An 18,512-nucleotide genomic window follows, 5' to 3' on the forward strand; every position below is an offset into this window, starting at 1 on the left:
ATAGGCTCCTGTGCTAACGCGGAGCAATCGCGAGCACGCCCGGATGGTGGAATAGCAGACACGGCGAGCTTAAACCTCGCTGGCCTTCGGGCCGTACCGGTTCAAGTCCGGTTCCGGGCACCACTCGGGCCCCAGGAGACCCTGTGGCCCGGCCCACGGCCCCTCCCCGCACCCCCTCCCCGCACCTCCCCCCGCACCCCTCCTCCCGCCGCCCGAAAGATCCTCCCCGGGCACTAGAGAGTTTCTTTTGCCTACGCATTACTCTTGACGCAAGGTCGCGCCAGTGCGGCCGTCCATGGAGGAGTGAGATGAGGAGCAGCAACCCGGTCTTCTCGCGACGGGGGTTCAGCCGCGACAACGGCTACGCGGGCTTCAACGCGCAGCAGCCGCAGGCCGGGGGCCCCGCCGTCGGAACGAACCCGTACGCGACCGGCACCCCGTACGCCGACGGTGCGACGGCCAACCCGTACGCCACCAACCCCTACGCGCCGCAGGACGTCCAGACGGGCGCCCCGCAGCAGGCGCGCGGCAATGTGATGACGATCGACGACGTCGTGAGCCGTACGGCCATGACGCTCGGCACGGTCGTGCTCACCGCCGTCCTGTCGTGGTTCCTGCTGCCGGTCGACGCGGCGAACGTCAACAAGTCGTACGGCATCGCCGTCGGCGCCGCCCTGGTGGCGCTCGTCCTGGCGCTGGTGCAGTCCTTCAAGCGCAAGCCGGCGCCGGCGCTGATCCTGGGCTACGCGGCCTTCGAGGGCGTCTTCCTCGGTGTGATCTCGGCCGCCGTCTCGACGTACATCGCCGACGGCGTGGTCACCCAGGCCGTGCTCGGCACCATGGCGGTCTTCGCCGGCGTGCTCATCGCGTACAAGATGGGCTGGATCCGGGTCAACCGCCGCTTCACCGGCTTCGTGATGGCCGCGGCCATGGGCTTCATGCTGCTCATGGTGGTCAACCTGCTGTTCTCCGTCTTCGCCGGCGGTGACGGCCTCGGCTTCCGCAGCGGTGGCCTCGGCATCCTCTTCGGTGTCATCGGCATCATCCTGGGCGCCTGCTTCCTCGCCCTCGACTTCAAGCAGGTCGAGGACGGCGTCACCTACGGCGCTCCGCGCGAGGAGGCCTGGCTGGCCGCCTTCGGTCTCACCATGACGCTGGTCTGGATCTACCTGGAGATGCTGCGTCTCCTGTCGATCCTCCAGGGCGACGACTGACGCACCCCGTGACTCGGGGGAAGGGCCCGTCCGGCACCCGCCGGGCGGGCCCTTTCGCGTGCGCGGGGGGCGGTAGGGTCGGCCGGGTGCTGGATACGAGTGAACTGACCGCCGCCGTGGAACGCTTCGCCGACCGGCTGCGGGCGGCCCCGCAGAGCCGCCTCCAGCGGGGGGCGGCGGCGGAGGGCCTCGCGCTGGCGCGGGAGCTGGCGGTGCGGGCGCAGCGGGTCGAGACGCCCGGGCTCGAGCCGCGCCTCGTCCCCGACGCGGGGGTGTTCGTGGTCGCGGACCAGCTCGCCGTGGCCGGTGTCGATCTGGCCGAGGCACTGCGAACGGCCCCGTCCCCCTCCCGCGAGCGGGAGCTGGGCGAGGCCGTGAGGCTGGTGCGGGAGGCGCTGGAGCGGTCGGGGCTGTAGCGGCGGGGCTGTGAGCCCGGGTGCGGGTCCAGGCGCGGAAAGCCCGGGCCCGGCAAGGGGCGCCGTCCCGGCCCGCCACCCGGCGGTCGGAGGCGGCGCGGGAAAGTCAGAGGGACGCGATGACCCGGTCCGCCAGGATGTACACGTTTTCCTCGTCCGTGTCGCCGTAGGAGAAGGTCAGGGCGAAGGCGCCGGAGACGCCGGAGCCGCCGAGGAGGACCGGGGAGCGGCCGGCGCGGAGGGCGTCGGCGAGGCGCTCGGCGGTCTCGCGGTGGCCGGGGGTCATGCAGAGCGTCGTACCGTCGGCGAAGACGTACACGTCGAGCGTGCCGAGCGGGCCGGGGCGGACGTCCGTGAGGGCCGTGGCCGTGTCGGCCAGCTCCTCCAGGCGGGACACCGTGCGCTCGTGGTCCGTGACGACCGGCGTCTGCACCGGCACGAAGTCCGGGTGCGAGGGGTGCCGGCGGCGGGCGGCGGCCAGCTCCGCGGAGTCCTCGGGGTACTCGGGGTACTCGGGGAAGTCGTCCACCGGCTCGACGATGCCGTCGAGCGCCGCCGCCTCGGCCTCCATGGCCTCCAGGGCCATCGCCTCCAGGCCCACGAAGTCGGACTGGCGCGGGACGAAGACCCCGGTGGGCTCCTCGCCGCCCAGGCCGCCGAGGAGGGCGGAGGGCGCGTCGGCCGCGTCCCGGGCCTCCTGCGCCGCCCAGAAGGCCCGCGCCTCGGCGAGCTCGCGCTCGCGCTCCTCGGCCAGCGCCTCGGCGACCGCGGCCCGTATCTCGGCGGCGGGCGAGGTGCGGGCCGCGGGGACCGTCACGCCGCGGTCGGCGGCGAGCTCGGTGCGCAGGGCGGTGACCTCCTTGCGGAGACCCCGCACGTGGTGCAGGGCAGCAGCGCCCACGGCCGTGGCAGCGGCCGTGGTCAGCAGCAGGGCAAGAGACATGGCGCTCACTGACGTACTCCCGATTCGAGTCGATCCCCCGACTTCCTACATCAGCTTGTCGTGGCCCGGGACCCCCTGTCAGTGCATTACGTCACGAAACGGACAGGTATTTTGGCCGGGCGTTTAGTCCCATACCAGCTCTGACCTGGGAAAACGAACTCCCCCGGGATGTATGTCACATCCTGGGGGAGATTCGGTCACGGCTTGGACGCGGGGTGGTTGACGCGTTCGGCGAGTGGAGAGCGCAGCCCCCCCCGCAGCCCCGCGCGGCCGTACTGCTAGCTGAGGCGCTCGATGACCATGGCCATGCCCTGGCCGCCGCCGACGCACATGGTCTCCAGGCCGAACTGCTTGTCGTGGAACTGGAGGCTGTTGATCAGGGTGCCGGTGATGCGGGCGCCCGTCATGCCGAAGGGGTGGCCGACGGCGATGGCGCCGCCGTTGACGTTCACCTTGTCCAGGTCCAGGCCGAGCTCCTGGTAGGAGGGGATGACCTGGGCGGCGAAGGCCTCGTTGATCTCGGCGAGGTCGATGTCGCCGACGGTGAGGCCGGCGCGCGCGATGGCCTGCTTCGACGCCTCGACCGGGCCGAGGCCCATGATCTCGGGGGAGAGGCCGGAGACGCCGGTGGAGACGATCCGGGCCAGCGGGGTCAGGCCGAGCTCGCGGGCCTTGGTGTCCGACATGATGACGAGCGCGGCGGCGCCGTCGTTCAGCGGGCAGCAGTTGCCGGCGGTGACCAGGCCGTCGGGGCGGAAGACCGGCTTGAGGCCCTGCACGCCCTCCAGGGTGACGCCGGCGCGCGGGCCGTCGTCCGTGGCGACGACCGTGCCGTCCGGGGTCGTCACCGGGGTGATCTCGCGCTCCCAGAAGCCGTTCTTGATGGCCTGCTCGGCGAGGTTCTGCGAGCGGACGCCGAACTCGTCCATCTCCTGGCGGCTGATGCCCTTCCAGCGGGCGAGGTTCTCCGCGGTCTGGCCCATGGCGATGTACGCGTCGGGGACGAGGCCGTCCTCGCGCGGGTCGTGCCAGGTGGAGCCCTCGGAGGCGGCGACGGCCGCGGTGCGGGCCTCGGCCTCGGCGAAGAACGGGTTGTGGGTGTCGGGCCACGAGTCCGAGTTGCCCCGGGCGAAGCTGGACACCATCTCGACGCCCGCCGAGATGAAGACGTCGCCCTCGCCCGCCTTGATCGCGTGCAGCGCCATGCGGGAGGTCTGCAGCGAGGAGGAGCAGTAGCGGGTGATGGTGCAGCCCGGCAGGTGGTCCATGCCCATCTGCACGGCGACGATCCGGCCCAGGTTGTTGCCCTGCTCGCCGCCCGGGAGGCCGCAGCCCAGCATCAGGTCGTCGATGTCGCGCGGGTCCAGCTCGGGGACCTTGGCGAGCGCGGCCTGGATGATCGTGGCCGTGAGGTCGTCGGGGCGCAGGTCCTTCAGGGAGCCCTTGAAGGCCCGGCCGATGGGGGAACGGGCGGTCGAGACGATCACGGCTTCGGGCATCACGGCTCCAGGGGGCTGGTGGACGGTCGGACTCAAGGGGAAGTTACCTGCACGTACCGCACGGGGTCATCGGGATCGACGTGTGACGAGGGCCTCTTTTCTAAGCGCTTGCTCAGGTGTGGGGGGAGTCGTGGGGCAGCGGCTCGGGGTGCGGCCCCTGACGGGACTCCCGTACGTCCCCGGGGGCCGCGCCCTCCGCCTCCGCGCCCTCCGCCTCCGCCTCCGCGCTCTGCGCCTCCGCGGCCTCGGCCTCCGCCGCCTCCGTCAGCCGCCGCCGGCGCCGGTGCTTCAGGAGCGCCCACGGGGCCCGGGCCCCGGTCACCTCGGTGCCCGCCTGCTTCGCCGCCTCGGCCGCCGCCTTCGCCACCGGCAGCATGTCCTCCCGGCGGCCCGGCTCCAGCCGGTCGGGCTCCGGCCACACGCCGAGCGCGGCGCACAGGGTCGGCAGCACGGCCATCGCCGCCGTCGCGTACCCCTCCGCCGACGGGTGGAAGAGGTCCACCCCGAACATCTCCCGCGGGTTCGCCGCGAACTCCGGGCCCAGCAGGTCGCCGAGCGACACCGTCCGCCCGCCCTGCTCCACCACCACGATCGTCTGCGCCGCCGCCAGCTGCCGGGAGGCCCGCCGGGCCAGCCAGCGCAGCGGCTGGTAGACCGGCTCGATCGTGCCCAGGTCCGGGCAGGTGCCGACCACCACCTCCGCCCCGGCCGTCCGCAGCCGCCGCACCGCCGCCGCCAGGAGCCGTACCGACTCCGTCGCCGGCATCCGGTGCGTCACGTCGTTCGCCCCGATCATGATCACGCAGACGTCCGGCGGGCCCAGCGGCTGCGCGAGCAGCAGCGACACCTGCCGCTCCAGATCGTCCGAGCGGGCCCCCGACAGCGCCACGTTCTTCAGCACCACCGGGCGCTCCGCGACCGCCGCGAGCCCCGAGGCGAGCAGCGCGCCCGGCGTCTGACCCGCCCGGCGCACCCCCTGTCCGGCGGCCGTGGAATCACCCAGAAGGGCCAGCCGGAGCGGGTCCTCCGTGCCGAAGGTCCTGCCGTAGAGCCCGTCCACCGCCGGCGGCAGGGGCGCCGTCCCCGTGCCCACCGTCCGCTTCGCGAGCTGTGCCTCCGCCAGCAGGATCCCGACCGCGGCCACGCCGATCAGGCCGATGCTCCCGCCGCCGTACGCCGCTCCCGCCGCGATCCGGCGCGCCACCCTCGCCCTGGACATCTCGGGCGTCACCTCCTCCGAGCCGTACCGGTCCCACAGCTCCTTCGGGTCCGTTCAGGGTCTACCTGCCCCGAAAGGCGTCCCGACTACGCATACGCTGGCCACACCATTACGGAGACCCCGGAGAACACGGTGCAATTCCACGACTCGATGATCAGCCTCGTCGGCAACACCCCGCTGGTGAAGCTCAACAACGTGACGGCAGGCATTCAGGCCACCGTCCTCGCCAAGGTCGAGTACTTCAACCCGGGCGGGTCGGTCAAGGACCGCATCGCGCTGCGGATGATCGAGGCGGCCGAGCAGAGCGGCGAGCTGAAGCCCGGCGGCACCATCGTCGAGCCCACGTCGGGCAACACCGGTGTCGGCCTGGCGATCGTGGCCCAGCAGAAGGGCTACAAGTGCATCTTCGTCTGCCCGGACAAGGTGTCCCTCGACAAGATCAACGTGCTGCGGGCGTACGGCGCCGAGGTGGTCGTCTGCCCCACCGCCGTCGACCCCGAGCACCCGGACTCGTACTACAACGTCTCCGACCGCCTGGTCCGCGAGACGCCCGGCGCCTGGAAGCCCGACCAGTACTCGAACCCGAACAACCCGCGCTCGCACTACGAGACCACCGGTCCCGAGCTGTGGGAGCAGACGGAGGGGAAGATCACCCACTTCGTCGCGGGCGTCGGCACCGGCGGCACCATCTCCGGCACCGGCAACTACCTCAAGGAGGTCAGCGGCGGCAAGGTCGAGGTGATCGGCGCCGACCCCGAGGGCTCCGTCTACTCCGGCGGCTCCGGCCGTCCGTACCTGGTCGAGGGCGTCGGCGAGGACTTCTGGCCCACCGCCTACGACCGCAACGTCACCGACCGGATCGTCGCGGTCTCCGACAAGGACTCCTTCCAGATGACCCGCCGCCTCGCCAAGGAGGAGGGCCTCCTGGTGGGCGGCTCCTGCGGCATGGCCGTCGTCGCCGCCCTGGAGGTCGCCAAGGACCTCGGCCCCGACGACGTCGTCGTCGTCCTGCTGCCGGACTCGGGCCGCGGCTACATGTCGAAGATCTTCAGCGACGAGTGGATGGCCGGCCACGGCTTCCTGGAGGACACCACCACCGCCACCGTCGCCGACGTCCTGCGGCACAAGTCGGGCGGCCTGCCGTCCCTCGTCCACATGCACCCGGACGAGACCGTCGGCCAGGCCATCGAGGTGCTGCGCGAGTACGGCGTCTCCCAGATGCCGATCGTGAAGCCGGGCGCCGGCCACCCCGACGTCATGGCCGCCGAGGTGATCGGCTCCGTCGTGGAGCGCGAGCTCCTGGACCACCTCTTCACCCGGAAGGCGCAGCTGGGGGACCCGCTGGAGGACCACATGTCCGCGCCGCTGCCGCAGGTCGGCTCCGGTGAGCCGGTCGCCGACCTGATGTCGGTCCTCGGCGACGCCGACGCCGCCATCGTCCTCGTCGAGGGCAAGCCGACCGGCGTCGTCAGCCGCCAGGACCTGCTGGCCTTCCTGGCCGGCGGCGGCAAGTAACCGCCCGGAGGGTTCCGTGCGGGTGTTCGCGCGGGCGTTCGCGCAAACGGTACGAGTGCGTCACGTCCGCGCAGCACCCGCTTAACACGCCTCCGGCAGAGTGTTCTCCATCGGCGTCACGGAACCTCCGGAGCGGCTCCCGGACCTCTGACGACGCCACGGACGCGGAGACCGGCCCTGAACCCGGGCCCGTGTCCCCCGCGGGGACCGCCGTCGTCCCGCCCCCCAGCGATGGGGGTGCGGCGGTCCCCGCGTCACTCATCCGTTCGGGCGGAGCTGCGTGATCGGGCGCATCGCCAGGCCCTCGGTGCCGGCCCAGCCGTTGATCCGCGCCGCGTCGTCGACGGAGACGGTGCCGAGGCCGTCGGGCAGGTCGAAGACGAGGGTGCCGCTCAGCTCGGTGCCCTCGCCGGCGACCAGCGTGGCGGTGAACCGGTCGGACTGGTCGTACTCCGCCTCGCCGCCCTCGTCGTTGCCGAAGACGTACAGGCCCGTGTAGGCCTTGCCGCCGCCCTCGACGACCACGGGCTCGTCGTCCGGCTCGCCGAGCGTCCGGACGATCGGGGCGGAGTCGCCGGCCTTGAGGCGGAGGATCGGCGCCTCGTTGAGGACGCAGGGCGTCTTGCTGCGGTTGGTGACGGTCAGCAGGAAGTGCCGGGGGGTCTGCCCGGGCTCGTCCTGGAGCTCGACGTGCGTGCCGAGGCCGGCGGCCTCGCAGTCGGCGTACTCCGTGCCGTTGCCGCCGCCCGTCTCGCCGCTGTCGCCGTTCTCGGTGGCCGTCGCCGTGGGGCTCTTGCTGCCGGTGCCGGAGTCGGTGGTGGGTGCGGCGGGCGCCGTGGTCTTCGGCGTGCCCGTCGGGGACGCGGTGCCCTTGGCGCCGTCGTCCTCGTTCTGGCAGGCGGTGGTCGTCAGCAGGGCCGCGACCACGGCCGCGCCGAGGACGGCGGCGCGCAGTCCCCGGCGTCCCGAACGGGCTCTGACCGTCGTGGAGTTCATGTCGTTTCCCTCTTCCCCCGGTGGCCGGCCCGAGCCGGCCCGTCTGTGAGCGACATCGGTAGTGTTGCCGCGCGGGGGGCGGGATCCACGGGGATCCGGCGTTTGTTACAGCCCCCGGACCGTCCGGACGCCGTCGCGTGACCCTCTGCATATCCTTATGCAGACAAGGTCAGGGATGAATGGATGGGATGGAGGGGGACGGTATGAGCGACAGCCCGGCCGGGCGGCTCCAGGCGCTCTTCGAGGGGCACCGGCTCACGCCCACGCAGCGGCGGATCGCCCACTGCATGGTGCGGCGGGCCGCCGACGCGCCCTTCCTCTCCAGCGTCGAGCTCGCCGAGCTCGCCGGCGTCAGCCAGCCCTCCGTCACCCGCTTCGCCGTCGCCCTCGGCTTCGACGGCTATCCGGCGCTCCGCCGCCACCTGCGGGAGGTCGCCCCGCCCGGGCCCGCCGCCGCACCGGCCGGGGCGGCGGAGGACGGCGGGCACAACGAGTACCAGCAGGCCGTCCTCGCCGAGATCGAGAACCTCCGGCACCTCGCCGGGCTGCTCGCCGACCCCGCGCCCGTGGAGCGCGCCGGGCGGCTGCTGGCCGCCTCGCGCCCGCTGCTCGTCCTGGGCCTGCGGGCCGCCTCCTCGCAGGCCCGCGGCTTCGCGTACTTCGCCGCCAAGGTGCACCCGGACGTCCGGCTGCTCGACGAGGGCGGCTCGATGCTCACCGACCGGATCGACGCGGCCGTACGGGCCGGGGCCGGCGCACTGCTCTGCTTCGCGCTGCCCCGGCACCCCCGCGAGGTCGTCGAGGCCCTCGAGTACGCGCGGGCGGCCGGGCTCACGGTGGTGACCGTGGCCGAGTCCGCCTTCGCGCCCGTCGCCGCCCACTCCGACCTGCTCATCCCGGCCGCCGTCGGCACCGGGCTCGCCTTCGACACGGCCTGCGCGCCGATGCTCCTCGGCCGGGTCCTCCTGGAGGCCATGGCCGACGAGCTGCCGGACGCGCAGGCGCGCCTGGAGCAGTTCGACGCGAAGGCCGTGGAGCGGGGACTCTTCGTCGAGTAGCGGGGCCCGGCGCCGGTCAGACCTCCAGGCTCGACTCGATCCTCTTCAGCTGGTGGCGGGCCATCGCCAGGTTGGCGCGGTCCTTCGACAGGGCCAGGTAGAGGAAGAGGCCCTGGGAGCTGCGGCTCTTGAGGAGCCGGATGAGGTGGTACTGGGTGCCGAGGGTGATCAGGATGTCCTCGATCTCCTCGTCGATGCCCAGCAGCTCCATCGCCCGGACCTTGGCCCGGACCACGTCGGTGTTGCCGGCGGCGGCGACGGTCAGGTCGAGCTCATGGCCGCCGCCGACGGTGCCGAGCGCCATGCCGCTGGTGTAGTCGACGAGGGCCGCGCCGATCGCGCCGTCGATCGCGGCGGCTTCCTTGAGGGCGGTTTCGACGTTGGTCATGGTGCGACTTCCTTCTGTCTTCTCTGTCTTCCGTACGGATGGGATGGCGTGGGGTCAGTGGGTGTCCCCGCGGTCCAGCGCGCCGTCGACGAGTGCGCCGATGCGGACGCCGGCGCGGCGGGCCTCCAGGTGGAGCCGGCCCACGTTGACGCGGGGTTCGGCGAGCAGGGTGAGGACGGCGGCGCCGCCGGCCGCGTACGTGGCGACGTAGCCGTCCTCGCCCCGTACGAGCAGTTCGCGGAAGGCGCCCTGGCCGGTGGACTCGGTGAGCCGCCGGCCGACGCCGAGCGCGGCGGCGGTCAGCGCGGCCACGTTCTCCGCGGCGCCGTCCACGGTGTCGTGGGCGAGCACCAGGCCGTCGGCGCTGGCGGCGAGCGCCCCGGTGAGCTGGGGCAGCCGGGCGCGCAGGCGTCTGAGTTCGCCGAGCACCTCGGCTTCGGCTGTCATCAACTGTCTCCTCTCGGCGCGCAGGCGCAGAGCACGCCTCATCACAGGTGTGCCTCCAGGGCGTCACGGAGCCGGCGCAGCAGGGCGATGTCGGGGTCGGATACCGGGGGGACCGGCGGGAGGGCCGGGGCGGGCGGTACGGGGGTGGTCTCGGGGGCCGCGCCGAGCGGGGGCTCGACGAGTCCGGCGGCGGCGAGCCTGCGGACGTCGAGGAGGGTGTGGAAGGCGGGGCGGCCGAGGAGCCGGGCCAGCTCGGCGGGGGTGCGGACGCCGTCGGCGGCGGCGAGCAGGGCGCGCCGGCGGGCGCCGACGCCCTGGCCGGGGGCGGCCGGGCGGGGCACGACGGGGGCGGTGTCGACGGAGGCGTACGGCCAGACGGCGTCGAGGAGCTCGCGGCGGCGCAGCGTCTCGCGCTCGACGGCCTCGGCGGAGACCGGGCGGACGGTGCCGAACCAGTGGCCGACGCCGTACCTGAAGCGGGTGGGGCCGCTGGTGGGGGAGAGGGCGAAGAAGGCGGCGTCGAAGACGGCGCCGAGGTGGCAGATCTCCAGCTCGCCGTCGCCGAGCCGGCCGCTGTCGACGAGGAAGCGGCCGACCGCGCGGTGCGCGCCGGCCCGGTCGACGGCCTCGTCCCAGCCCTCGCGGGGCAGCCGCCCGGCGGTGGTGAGCAGCACGTCCAGGCCGGGGGAGGCGGGGCTCTCGGCGTGCACGACGCGGCCGTCGACGAGGTAGAGGGTGCCGTGGTCGCGCAGCAGGGCGCCGGTGGCGCGCTCCGCGGCGAGCCGGACGAGCATGGGGGAGACGCTCATCCGAGGACCAGCCGCTCGGCGAGGTCGCCGAGGCGGATGCGGGCGAGGGCGAGGTTGCCGGTCGCGCGGTCGAGCCAGAGGTGGAGGAAGACGCTGGAGTCGAAGGTGGTCCGGACGAAGCGGAGGACGTGGTAGCCGGCCCGGGTGGTGACGATGAGGTCCTCGACGGGCGGTTCGCCGCCGTCCCCCTCGGTGCCCTCGGCGGCGGTGAAGGAGTCGAACTCGGCTGCGGCGCGGGCGAGTTCCGCGGTCTCGGCGGCCGTCGTCTCGTGGTCGCCGACCGGCGACTCGCCCGCGGTGCCGAGTGCGAGGCCGCTGTTCCAGTCGACCAGCCAGGCGCCGCGCGCGCCCGGCAGGGTCATCGCCTCGGACAGGCACTCGTCGATTCCGGGCACGCGGGTTCCCCTCCCGATACGGCGTGCGAGCAACGGCAGTGACGGTGACGTTACTGAACGGCGTGGTCCCGGGAGGGAGTTCTGGCATTTTCCATCGGAACATGCCGGGGGGTGACCGGAATCGGACGGAGAAGTGTCCGGCGGTGGGCGTCCGGCGGTGGACGCCCGCGCGGTGGTCAGTAGCGGGACTCGACCGCCCGCGCGATGTCGTCCAGGTCCTTCGCGAGCGCCTTGGAGACGGCCTTCGCGCCGAAGCGGGCGAGGAGGCGGGCGAGGAGGTTCTGCCGGCGGTCGTGCGCGGGGCGGGCGGAGAAGGCCATCCGCAGCACGGTGGCGTCCGGCCCGTCGGCGCGCAGCGAGAGCTCGGAGACGTAGTGCATGCCGTGCGAGTCGGCCACCGTCACGTACCGGTCGGGCGGCTCGCACTCGGTCACGGTCATCTCCTCCGTGGCCTCCTTGCCGAGCATCTTCCGGGTCTCCCGCCAGCGGGTGCCCACGCCGAAGCCGCCCTCGGAGAGCACCTCGACCCGCTGGACGCCGGACAGGACCCGGGGCAGGTCCGGCAGGTCGGTGATCGACTCCCAGACGCGGCCGGGCGAGGCGGCGATCCGGCGCTCCACGACGACGGTTGTGGTGGTGGTCATGGCTCCCATCGAAGTGGGTTCCCGGGGGCTCCGCTACCCGGCGAGCGCGTCCGCGTGCCCGCCGCCCGCCTCGGCGACGAGCTCCTCCGGGGTCTGCGCCGGGCGGACGAGGGCGAAGGCGACCGAGCCGTCTCCGGTGACCGTGAAGCCGTGGACGGCGGGGCGGGGGAGGCTGTTGTAGGCGTAGTGGTGGGCGAAGGCGTACGCGCCGGTGTCCGGGACGGCGACCACGTCGCCCGGGTGGAGCGGCGGCAGCGCGCGACCGGCGGCGAGGAGGTCGCCGGCGAAGCAGGCGGGGCCCGCCACGTCCTGGACGGTGGTCGCGCCGGTGCGGGGGCGGCCCTCGGAGTCGTACGCGAGGATCCGCAGCGGCCAGGCCTCGGGGGCGTACACGGTGCGGGTGGCGAGCTGCACGCCGGCGTGGGTGACGGCGATCGGGCGGCCGCCGGAGGTCTTGGTGTACTCGACACGGGTGAGGACCGTGCCGTGCTTGGCGAGCAGCGAGCGCCCGAACTCGGTGACGAGGCGGTAGCGCCCGTCGAGGAGGCCGGGGACGGTGGCGGCGAGCAGCCGGGCGTAGTCGGCGTGGGTGGGGGTCTCCTCGTCGGAGGCGAAGTTCACCGGCAGTCCGCCGCCGATGTCGAGGGTGTCGATCCGCGGGCGGCCCGCCTTGGCGTTGATCTCCTCGGCCAGTTCGTACGCGGCCCGGACGCCTTCCGCCATCAGGGTGAGCGGGACGCCCTGGGAGCCGGTGTGGGTGTGAAGGCGGGTGAGCCAGGGTCGGTCGAGGTACGCCTGGACGACGGCCTCGCGGGCGCCCTCGTCGCGCAGCGCGACGCCGAACTTGGAGGTGGCGGTGGCGGTGGACAGGGCGCCGATGGTCCCGGCGCCGACCTGCGGGTTGACCCGGAGGCCGAGCGGCGAGGCGGTGGGGGCGGCGGCGACGAGGGCGTCGATCCTGGCCAGCTCCTGGAGGTTGTCGGCGTTGACGGCGATCCCGAGGGCGAGCGCCTCGCGGAGTTCGGCGGGCGTCTTCGCGGGCGAGTCGAGGACGGTACGGGACGGGGGCAGGCCGGCGGCGCGGGCGAGGGCCAGCTCGCCCGGGCTCGCCACCTCGGCGCCGATGCCCGCGTCGGCGAGCAGCCGCAGGACGGGCACGAGCGGGGCGGCCTTCACGGCGAAGGCGTGCAGCACCTCGGCCCGGGTGACGGCGGCGAAGGCGCTGGTCAGGGCGGCGGCGGAGGCGCGGATGCCGGCGGTGTCGAGGAGGGCGACGACGGGGGCTTCGGGCGTGAGCAGTCCCTGGGCGACGGCGGCCCGGACGGCGAGATCGCGGCGGGGGGAGGCCATGGGGTCCATCCTGGCGCGTCGGGGAGGGCTCGTGTGCCGCGCCCTGTTGACTACTTCTATTCAGTAATCCAGGATGTGAATATCTGAACGACATTCGAGGAGGCATCGCCATGTCAGGACCCCGCCCCGTTCGGGCCCCGCGCGGTACGGAACTCAGCGCCCTGGGATGGCAGCAGGAAGCCGCCCTCCGGATGCTCCAGAACAACCTCGACCCCGAGGTCGCCGAGCACCCCGACAAGCTCGTCGTCTACGGCGGCACCGGCAAGGCCGCCCGCGACTGGCGCTCCTTCGACGCCATGGTCCGCACGCTCAGGACCCTCAAGCAGGACGAGACCATGCTGGTCCAGTCCGGCCGACCCGTCGGCGTCATGCAGACCCACGAGTGGGCGCCGCGCGTCCTCATCGCCAACTCCAACCTGGTCGGCGACTGGGCCAACTGGGAGGAGTTCCGCCGCCTGGAGGCCCTCGGCCTCACCATGTACGGCCAGATGACGGCCGGCTCCTGGATCTACATCGGCACCCAGGGCATCCTCCAGGGCACGTACGAGACCTTCGCCGCCGTCGCCGCGAAGAAGTTCGGCGGCACCCTCGCCGGCACCATCACCCTCACCGCCGGCCTCGGCGGCATGGGCGGCGCCCAGCCGCTCGCCGTGACGATGAACGACGGCGTCGCGATCTGCGTCGACGTCGACCCGCGCGCCATCGAGCGCCGCATCGAGCACCGCTACCTGGACGTGAAGGCCGACAACCTCGCCCACGCCCTCCAGCTCGCCACCGAGGCCCGCGACGCCCGCCGCCCGCTCTCCATCGGCCTCCTCGGCAACGCCGCCGAGCTGCTCCCGCGGATGCTCGCCGAGGGCGCCCCGATCGACATCGTGACGGACCAGACCTCCGCCCACGACCCGCTCTCGTACCTCCCGATCGGCATCGCCTTCGAGGACATGGCCGACGCCGCCGCCAAGGACCCGGCCGGCTTCACCGCCCGCTCCCGCGAGTCCATGGCCAAGCACGTCGAGGCCATGGTCGGCTTCATGGACGCCGGCGCCGAGGTCTTCGACTACGGCAACTCGATCCGCGGCGAGGCCCAGCTGGCCGGCTACGACCGCGCGTTCGCGTTCCCCGGCTTCGTCCCGGCGTACATCCGCCCCCTCTTCTGCGAGGGCAAGGGCCCCTTCCGCTGGGCCGCCCTCTCCGGCGAGGCCTCCGACATCCACAAGACGGACAAGGCGATCCTCGACCTCTTCCCGGAGAACGAGTCGCTGCACCGCTGGATCAAGATGGCCGGCGAGCGCGTCCACTTCCAGGGCCTCCCCGCCCGCATCTGCTGGCTCGGCCAGGGCGAGCGCGACAAGGCCGGCGCCATGTTCAACGACATGGTCGCCGACGGCACCCTCGCCGCCCCCCTCGCCATCGGCCGCGACCACCTCGACTGCGGCTCGGTCGCCTCCCCGTACCGCGAGACCGAGGCCATGCTCGACGGCTCCGACGCCATCGCCGACTGGCCGCTGCTCAACGCCATGGTCAACGTCGCCTCCGGCGCCTCCTGGGTCTCCCTCCACCACGGCGGCGGCGTCGGCATGGGCCGCTCCATCCACGCCGGCCAGGTCTCCGTCGCCGACGGCACCGAGCTCGCCGGCGAGAAGATCCGCCGGGTGCTCACCAACGACCCCGGCATGGGCGTCATCCGCCACGTCGACGCCGGCTACGACATCGCCGAGCGCGTCGCCGACGAGAAGGGCGTCCGCGTCCCGATGCGCGAGGGCGCCGACGCTCCCGGGACCTCCGGCGACGAGGTCTCCGCGTGAGCGACAGCTTCCACGCCATGTGGCGGTCGCTGCGGCCCCTCGGCCGCAGCGCCGCCTCCGGTGGCTACCGCCGCTACGCCTGGACCGGGGCCGACGCCGACTGCCGGCTCTGGTTCCGGATGCAGGCCGAGGCCCGCCGCCTCGACGTCGAGACCGACCGCAACGGCAACCAGTGGGCCTGGCTCGGCGACCCCACCGCGGGCGACGCCGTCGTCACCGGCTCCCACCTGGACTCCGTCCCCGACGGCGGCGCCTTCGACGGCCCCCTCGGCGTCGTCTCCGCCTTCGCCGCCCTCGACGAACTCCGCGCCCGCGGCGCCTCGTTCAGGCGGCCCCTCGCCATCGTCAACTTCGGCGACGAGGAAGGCGCCCGCTTCGGCCTCGCCTGCGTCGGCTCCCGCCTCACCTCCGGTCAGCTGACCAAGGAGAAGGCGTACGAGCTCCGCGACGCCGACGGCATCACCCTCCCGCAGGCCATGGAGGCCGCCGGACACGACCCCGAGACGATCGGCGAGGACCGCGAACGCCTCGACCGCATCGGCGCGTTCGTCGAACTCCACGTCGAGCAGGGCCGCGCCCTCGACCTCTCCGGCGACTCCGTCGGCGTCGCCTCCACCATCTGGCCGCACGGCCGCTGGCGGTACGACTTCCACGGCGAGGCCAACCACGCCGGCACCACCCGGCTCGTCGACCGGCGCGACCCCATGCTCACCTACGCCGAGACCGTCCTCGCCGCCCGCCGCGAGGCCGAACTCGCGGGCGCCGTCGCCACCTTCGGCAAGATCTCCGTCGAACCCAACGGCGTCAACGCCATCCCGTCCCTCGTCCGCGGCTGGCTCGACGCCCGCGCCGCGGACCAGGGCGCCCTCGACGCGGTCATCGCCGGCATCGAGACGGCGGCCCGCGACAAGGCCGCCGCGCACGGCATCGACCTGGCCGTCGTCCGCGAGTCCTTCACCCCCGTCGTCGAGTTCCGGCACGCGCTCCGCGACGAGCTGGTCCGCCTCCTCGGCGAGAAGACCCCCGTCCTCGGCACGGGCGCCGGACACGACGCCGGAATCCTCTCCGCGGCCGTCCCGACCGCCATGCTGTTCGTACGGAACCCCACGGGCGTCTCGCACTCCCCGGCCGAGTTCGCGGCCGAGGACGACTGCGTCGCGGGCGTCCGCGCACTCGCCGACGTACTGGAAGGCCTCGCGTGCACATGACGACGTACTGGCTGGAACACGCCTGGCTCGGCACCTACGCCGAGCCGGGCGTCGCCCTGGACGTGGCGGACGGCCGCATCACCGCCGTACGCACCGGCGTGGACACCCCGCCTCCCGGCGCGACCGTCCTGCGCGGCTTCACCGTCCCGGGACTGGCGAACGCCCACAGCCACGCCTTCCACCGGGCCCTCCGGGGCACGGTGCAGGTGGGGAGCGGCACCTTCTGGACCTGGCGCGAGGTCATGTACACCGTCGCCCAGCGCCTCACCCCGGACTCGTACTTCGCGCTCGCCCGGGCCGTGTACGCCGAGATGGCGCTCGCCGGCATCACGGCGGTCGGGGAGTTCCACTACCTCCACCACGCCCCCGGCGGCACCCCGTACGCCGACCCCAACGCCATGGGCGAGGCCCTGATCGCGGCCGCCGCGGAGGCGGGCATCCGCATCACCCTCCTCGACACCGCCTACCTCTCCTCCGGCTTCGGCGCCGCCCCCGAACGGCACCAGCTCCGCTTCACCGACGGCACCGCCGAGAAGTGGGCCGAGCGGGCGAGCGCCCTGAAGGACCGGGACGGCGTACGCGTCGGCGCCGCGATCCACTCGGTCCGCGCCGTCCCCGCCGACCAGCTGTCGACCGTCGCCCGCTGGGCCGAGGAACGGCGGGCCCCGCTCCACGTCCACCTCTCCGAGCAGACCGCCGAGAACGAGGCCTGCCACGCCGCCCACGGTGTCACCCCCACCCGGCTCCTCGCCGACCACGGCGTCCTCGGCCCCCGCACCACCGGCGTCCACAACACCCACATGACGGACGCCGACATCGCCCTCATCGGCTCCACCGCCACCGGCACCTGCATGTGCCCCACCACGGAACGCGACCTCGCCGACGGCATCGGCCCCGCCGTCGCCCTCCAGCGGGCCGGCTCCCCGCTCTCCCTCGGCAGCGACAGCCACGCCGTCGTCGACCTCCTCGAAGAGGCCCGCGCGATGGAGCTGAACGAGCGCCTCCGCACCCACATCCGGGGCCACTGGACGGCCGCCGCCCTCCTCCGCGCCGCCACCGCCGACGGCCACGCGGCCCTCGGCTGGACCGACGCGGGCACCCTGGAGGCCGGCGCCCTCGCCGACTTCACGACGATCGCCCTCGACACCGTCCGCACGGCCGGCCCCGTCCCCCGCCTCGCCCCGGAGACGGCCGTCTTCGCGGCGACGGCGGCGGACGTCCGGCATGTGGTGGTCGGCGGCCGGGAGATCGTCAGAGACGGCACGCACACCTCGGTCCCGGACGCCGCCCAGTCCCTGTCGGACGCGATCGCCGCCCTGAGGGACTGAGACCGGCCCGCACCCGACCCGCCCGCCCCCACCGGAGAGCACCTTGACGACCACGGTCATCACGAACATCCGCAGCCTGGTCACCAACGACCCGAACCTCGGAGAAGGCCCCCTCGGTCTCATCGAGGACGCCGCCCTCGTCCTGGACGGCGACCAGGTCGCGTGGGCGGGCCTGGCGGCGCAGGCCCCGGACGCGGACCGCCAGGTCGACGCCGGGGCCCGCGCCGTCCTCCCCGGCTTCGTCGACTCCCACTCGCACCTCGTCTTCGCGGGCGACCGCACCGCCGAGTTCAACGCCCGCATGTCCGGGCAGCCCTACAAGGCGGGCGGCATCCGCACCACCGTCGCCGCGACACGCGCCGCCACGGACGCCGAACTGTCGGCGAACGTCGCCCGCTACCTCCGGGAGGCGCTCCGCCAGGGCACCACCACCTTCGAGACGAAGTCCGGCTACGGCCTCACCGTCGAGGACGAGGCCAGGGCGCTGCGCATCGCGGCGGAGCACACCGACGAGGTCACGTACCTCGGCGCGCACATCGTCTCCCCGGACTACGCGGACGACCCGGCGGCCTACGTCGACCTCGTCACCGGCCCCATGCTGGACGCCTGCGCCCCGTACGCCCGCTGGGTCGACGTCTTCTGCGAGAAGGGCGCCTTCGACGGCGACCAGGCGCGGGCGATCCTCACCGCCGGCCAGGCGAAGGGCCTCCAGGCCCGCGTGCACGCCAACCAGCTCTCGTACGGCCCCGGCGTGCGGCTCGCGGTGGAGCTGGACGCGGCGAGCGCCGACCACTGCACCCACCTCACGGACGCCGACGTCGACGCGCTGGCCTCCGGGAACACGGTCGCCACGCTCCTCCCGGGCGCGGAGTTCTCGACGCGCGCCGAGTGGCCGGACGCCCGCCGCCTGCTCGACGCGGGCGTGACGGTCGCCCTCTCCACGGACTGCAACCCGGGCTCCTCCTTCACGTCCTCCGTGCCCTTCTGCGTCGCCCTCGCCGTCCGGGACATGGGCATGACCCCCGACGAGGCCGTCTGGTCCGCGACGGCCGGCGGCGCGGCGGCCCTCCGCCGCACGGACGTCGGCCGCCTGGCGCCCGGCGCCCGCGCCGACCTCACGGTCCTCGACGCCCCGTCCCACGTGCACCTCGCCTACCGCCCCGGCGTCCCGCTGGTCGCGGAGGTCTGGCGGAAGGGCGTGCGCGTCGACGCCTTCGGCGCCCCGGTCACGGGCGGCCCGGAGATCACCGGGATCCGCCGTTCCGGCAGGTCCTGACC

Annotated in this window: 18 protein-coding genes and 1 tRNA gene; 9 read left to right on the top strand and 10 right to left on the bottom strand. The window is 73.7% G+C overall.

Features of this window, described 5'->3' with window-relative positions; genetic code table 11:
• Positions 1 to 37: 37 nt before the first annotated feature.
• The 3 genes from HHL19_RS30485 (at position 38) to HHL19_RS30495 (ending at position 1,630) form a co-directional block, all read left to right on the top strand.
• Positions 38 to 123 (top strand) — tRNA-Leu (locus HHL19_RS30485).
• A gap of 185 nt (positions 124 to 308) precedes the next feature.
• Positions 309 to 1,214, top strand: a complete 906-nt coding sequence (locus tag HHL19_RS30490; protein WP_169093601.1) for a Bax inhibitor-1/YccA family protein — start codon at positions 309 to 311, stop codon at positions 1,212 to 1,214.
• 86 nt (positions 1,215 to 1,300) lie between these two features.
• Positions 1,301 to 1,630: a hypothetical protein gene (locus HHL19_RS30495; RefSeq protein WP_346768467.1), complete on the top strand. Its 330-nt coding sequence runs from the start codon at positions 1,301 to 1,303 to the stop codon at positions 1,628 to 1,630.
• A gap of 106 nt (positions 1,631 to 1,736) precedes the next feature.
• Here HHL19_RS30495 and HHL19_RS30500 read toward each other — a convergent pair whose 3' ends face one another.
• The 3 genes from HHL19_RS30500 to HHL19_RS30510 all read right to left on the bottom strand — a co-directional run bounded on the left by HHL19_RS30500 (position 1,737) and on the right by HHL19_RS30510 (position 5,291).
• On the bottom strand, positions 1,737 to 2,582 hold the full coding sequence (locus HHL19_RS30500; RefSeq protein WP_169093602.1) for a hypothetical protein: 846 nt from the start codon (positions 2,580 to 2,582) through the stop codon (positions 1,737 to 1,739).
• 269 nt (positions 2,583 to 2,851) lie between these two features.
• A complete protein-coding gene (locus tag HHL19_RS30505; RefSeq protein WP_169093603.1) occupies positions 2,852 to 4,072 on the bottom strand; it encodes an acetyl-CoA C-acetyltransferase in 1,221 nt (406 codons plus the stop codon).
• A gap of 112 nt (positions 4,073 to 4,184) precedes the next feature.
• Entirely contained in the window at positions 4,185 to 5,291 is a 1,107-nt protein-coding gene (locus tag HHL19_RS30510) for an SGNH/GDSL hydrolase family protein (RefSeq protein WP_169093604.1), read from the bottom strand.
• Between the two features lie 132 nt (positions 5,292 to 5,423).
• Here HHL19_RS30510 and HHL19_RS30515 point away from each other — a divergent pair, with 132 nt between their 5' ends.
• On the top strand, positions 5,424 to 6,806 hold the full coding sequence (locus HHL19_RS30515) for a cystathionine beta-synthase (RefSeq protein WP_169093605.1): 1,383 nt from the start codon (positions 5,424 to 5,426) through the stop codon (positions 6,804 to 6,806).
• A gap of 258 nt (positions 6,807 to 7,064) precedes the next feature.
• Here HHL19_RS30515 and HHL19_RS30520 read toward each other — a convergent pair whose 3' ends face one another.
• Entirely contained in the window at positions 7,065 to 7,802 is a 738-nt protein-coding gene (locus HHL19_RS30520) for a DUF4232 domain-containing protein (RefSeq protein WP_169093606.1), read from the bottom strand.
• A gap of 203 nt (positions 7,803 to 8,005) precedes the next feature.
• Between HHL19_RS30520 and HHL19_RS30525 the strand changes: the two genes are divergently transcribed.
• On the top strand, positions 8,006 to 8,860 hold the full coding sequence (locus HHL19_RS30525) for a MurR/RpiR family transcriptional regulator (RefSeq protein ID WP_169093607.1): 855 nt from the start codon (positions 8,006 to 8,008) through the stop codon (positions 8,858 to 8,860).
• Between the two features lie 16 nt (positions 8,861 to 8,876).
• Here the strand turns inward: HHL19_RS30525 and HHL19_RS30530 are convergent, their stop codons facing one another.
• The 6 genes from HHL19_RS30530 to HHL19_RS30555 form a co-directional block, all read right to left on the bottom strand.
• Entirely contained in the window at positions 8,877 to 9,248 is a 372-nt protein-coding gene (locus HHL19_RS30530; RefSeq protein ID WP_169093608.1) for a hypothetical protein, read from the bottom strand.
• 54 nt (positions 9,249 to 9,302) lie between these two features.
• Positions 9,303 to 9,737 (bottom strand): roadblock/LC7 domain-containing protein, encoded by a 435-nt coding sequence (locus tag HHL19_RS30535; protein WP_169093609.1) that lies wholly within the window; start codon positions 9,735 to 9,737, stop codon positions 9,303 to 9,305.
• Entirely contained in the window at positions 9,737 to 10,504 is a 768-nt protein-coding gene (locus HHL19_RS30540; protein ID WP_169093610.1) for a transcriptional regulator, read from the bottom strand. The genes HHL19_RS30535 and HHL19_RS30540 overlap by 1 nt, the downstream gene beginning before the upstream one ends.
• Entirely contained in the window at positions 10,501 to 10,899 is a 399-nt protein-coding gene (locus HHL19_RS30545) for a hypothetical protein (RefSeq protein ID WP_169093611.1), read from the bottom strand. Before HHL19_RS30545 ends, HHL19_RS30540 begins: the two co-directional genes overlap by 4 nt.
• 176 nt (positions 10,900 to 11,075) lie before the next feature.
• The gene (locus HHL19_RS30550; protein ID WP_169093612.1) at positions 11,076 to 11,552 is read right to left on the bottom strand and encodes an SRPBCC family protein; all 477 of its coding nucleotides are present in this window, start codon (positions 11,550 to 11,552) and stop codon (positions 11,076 to 11,078) included.
• A gap of 24 nt (positions 11,553 to 11,576) precedes the next feature.
• Positions 11,577 to 12,902, bottom strand: coding sequence for a diaminopimelate decarboxylase (locus HHL19_RS30555; protein ID WP_169093613.1), 1,326 nt, complete (start codon positions 12,900 to 12,902; stop codon positions 11,577 to 11,579).
• Between the two features lie 101 nt (positions 12,903 to 13,003).
• Between HHL19_RS30555 and hutU the strand changes: the two genes are divergently transcribed.
• The 4 genes from hutU to hutI are packed head-to-tail and all read left to right on the top strand — an operon-like array spanning position 13,004 to position 18,510.
• Positions 13,004 to 14,698: a urocanate hydratase gene (gene hutU / locus HHL19_RS30560; protein ID WP_169093614.1), complete on the top strand. Its 1,695-nt coding sequence runs from the start codon at positions 13,004 to 13,006 to the stop codon at positions 14,696 to 14,698.
• Between the two features lie 17 nt (positions 14,699 to 14,715).
• Complete coding sequence (locus HHL19_RS30565) at positions 14,716 to 15,906, top strand: allantoate amidohydrolase (protein WP_169093675.1); 1,191 nt, start codon at positions 14,716 to 14,718, stop codon at positions 15,904 to 15,906.
• Positions 15,903 to 17,234, top strand: coding sequence for a formimidoylglutamate deiminase (locus HHL19_RS30570; RefSeq protein ID WP_206325456.1), 1,332 nt, complete (start codon positions 15,903 to 15,905; stop codon positions 17,232 to 17,234). Before HHL19_RS30565 ends, HHL19_RS30570 begins: the two co-directional genes overlap by 4 nt.
• Positions 17,235 to 17,277: 43 nt before the next feature.
• Complete coding sequence (gene hutI, locus HHL19_RS30575) at positions 17,278 to 18,510, top strand: imidazolonepropionase (RefSeq protein ID WP_169093616.1); 1,233 nt, start codon at positions 17,278 to 17,280, stop codon at positions 18,508 to 18,510.
• Positions 18,511 to 18,512 lie beyond the last annotated feature (2 nt).

The organism is Streptomyces sp. R302 (assembly GCF_012927245.1).
Taxonomy (GTDB): Bacteria; Actinomycetota; Actinomycetes; order Streptomycetales; family Streptomycetaceae; genus Streptomyces.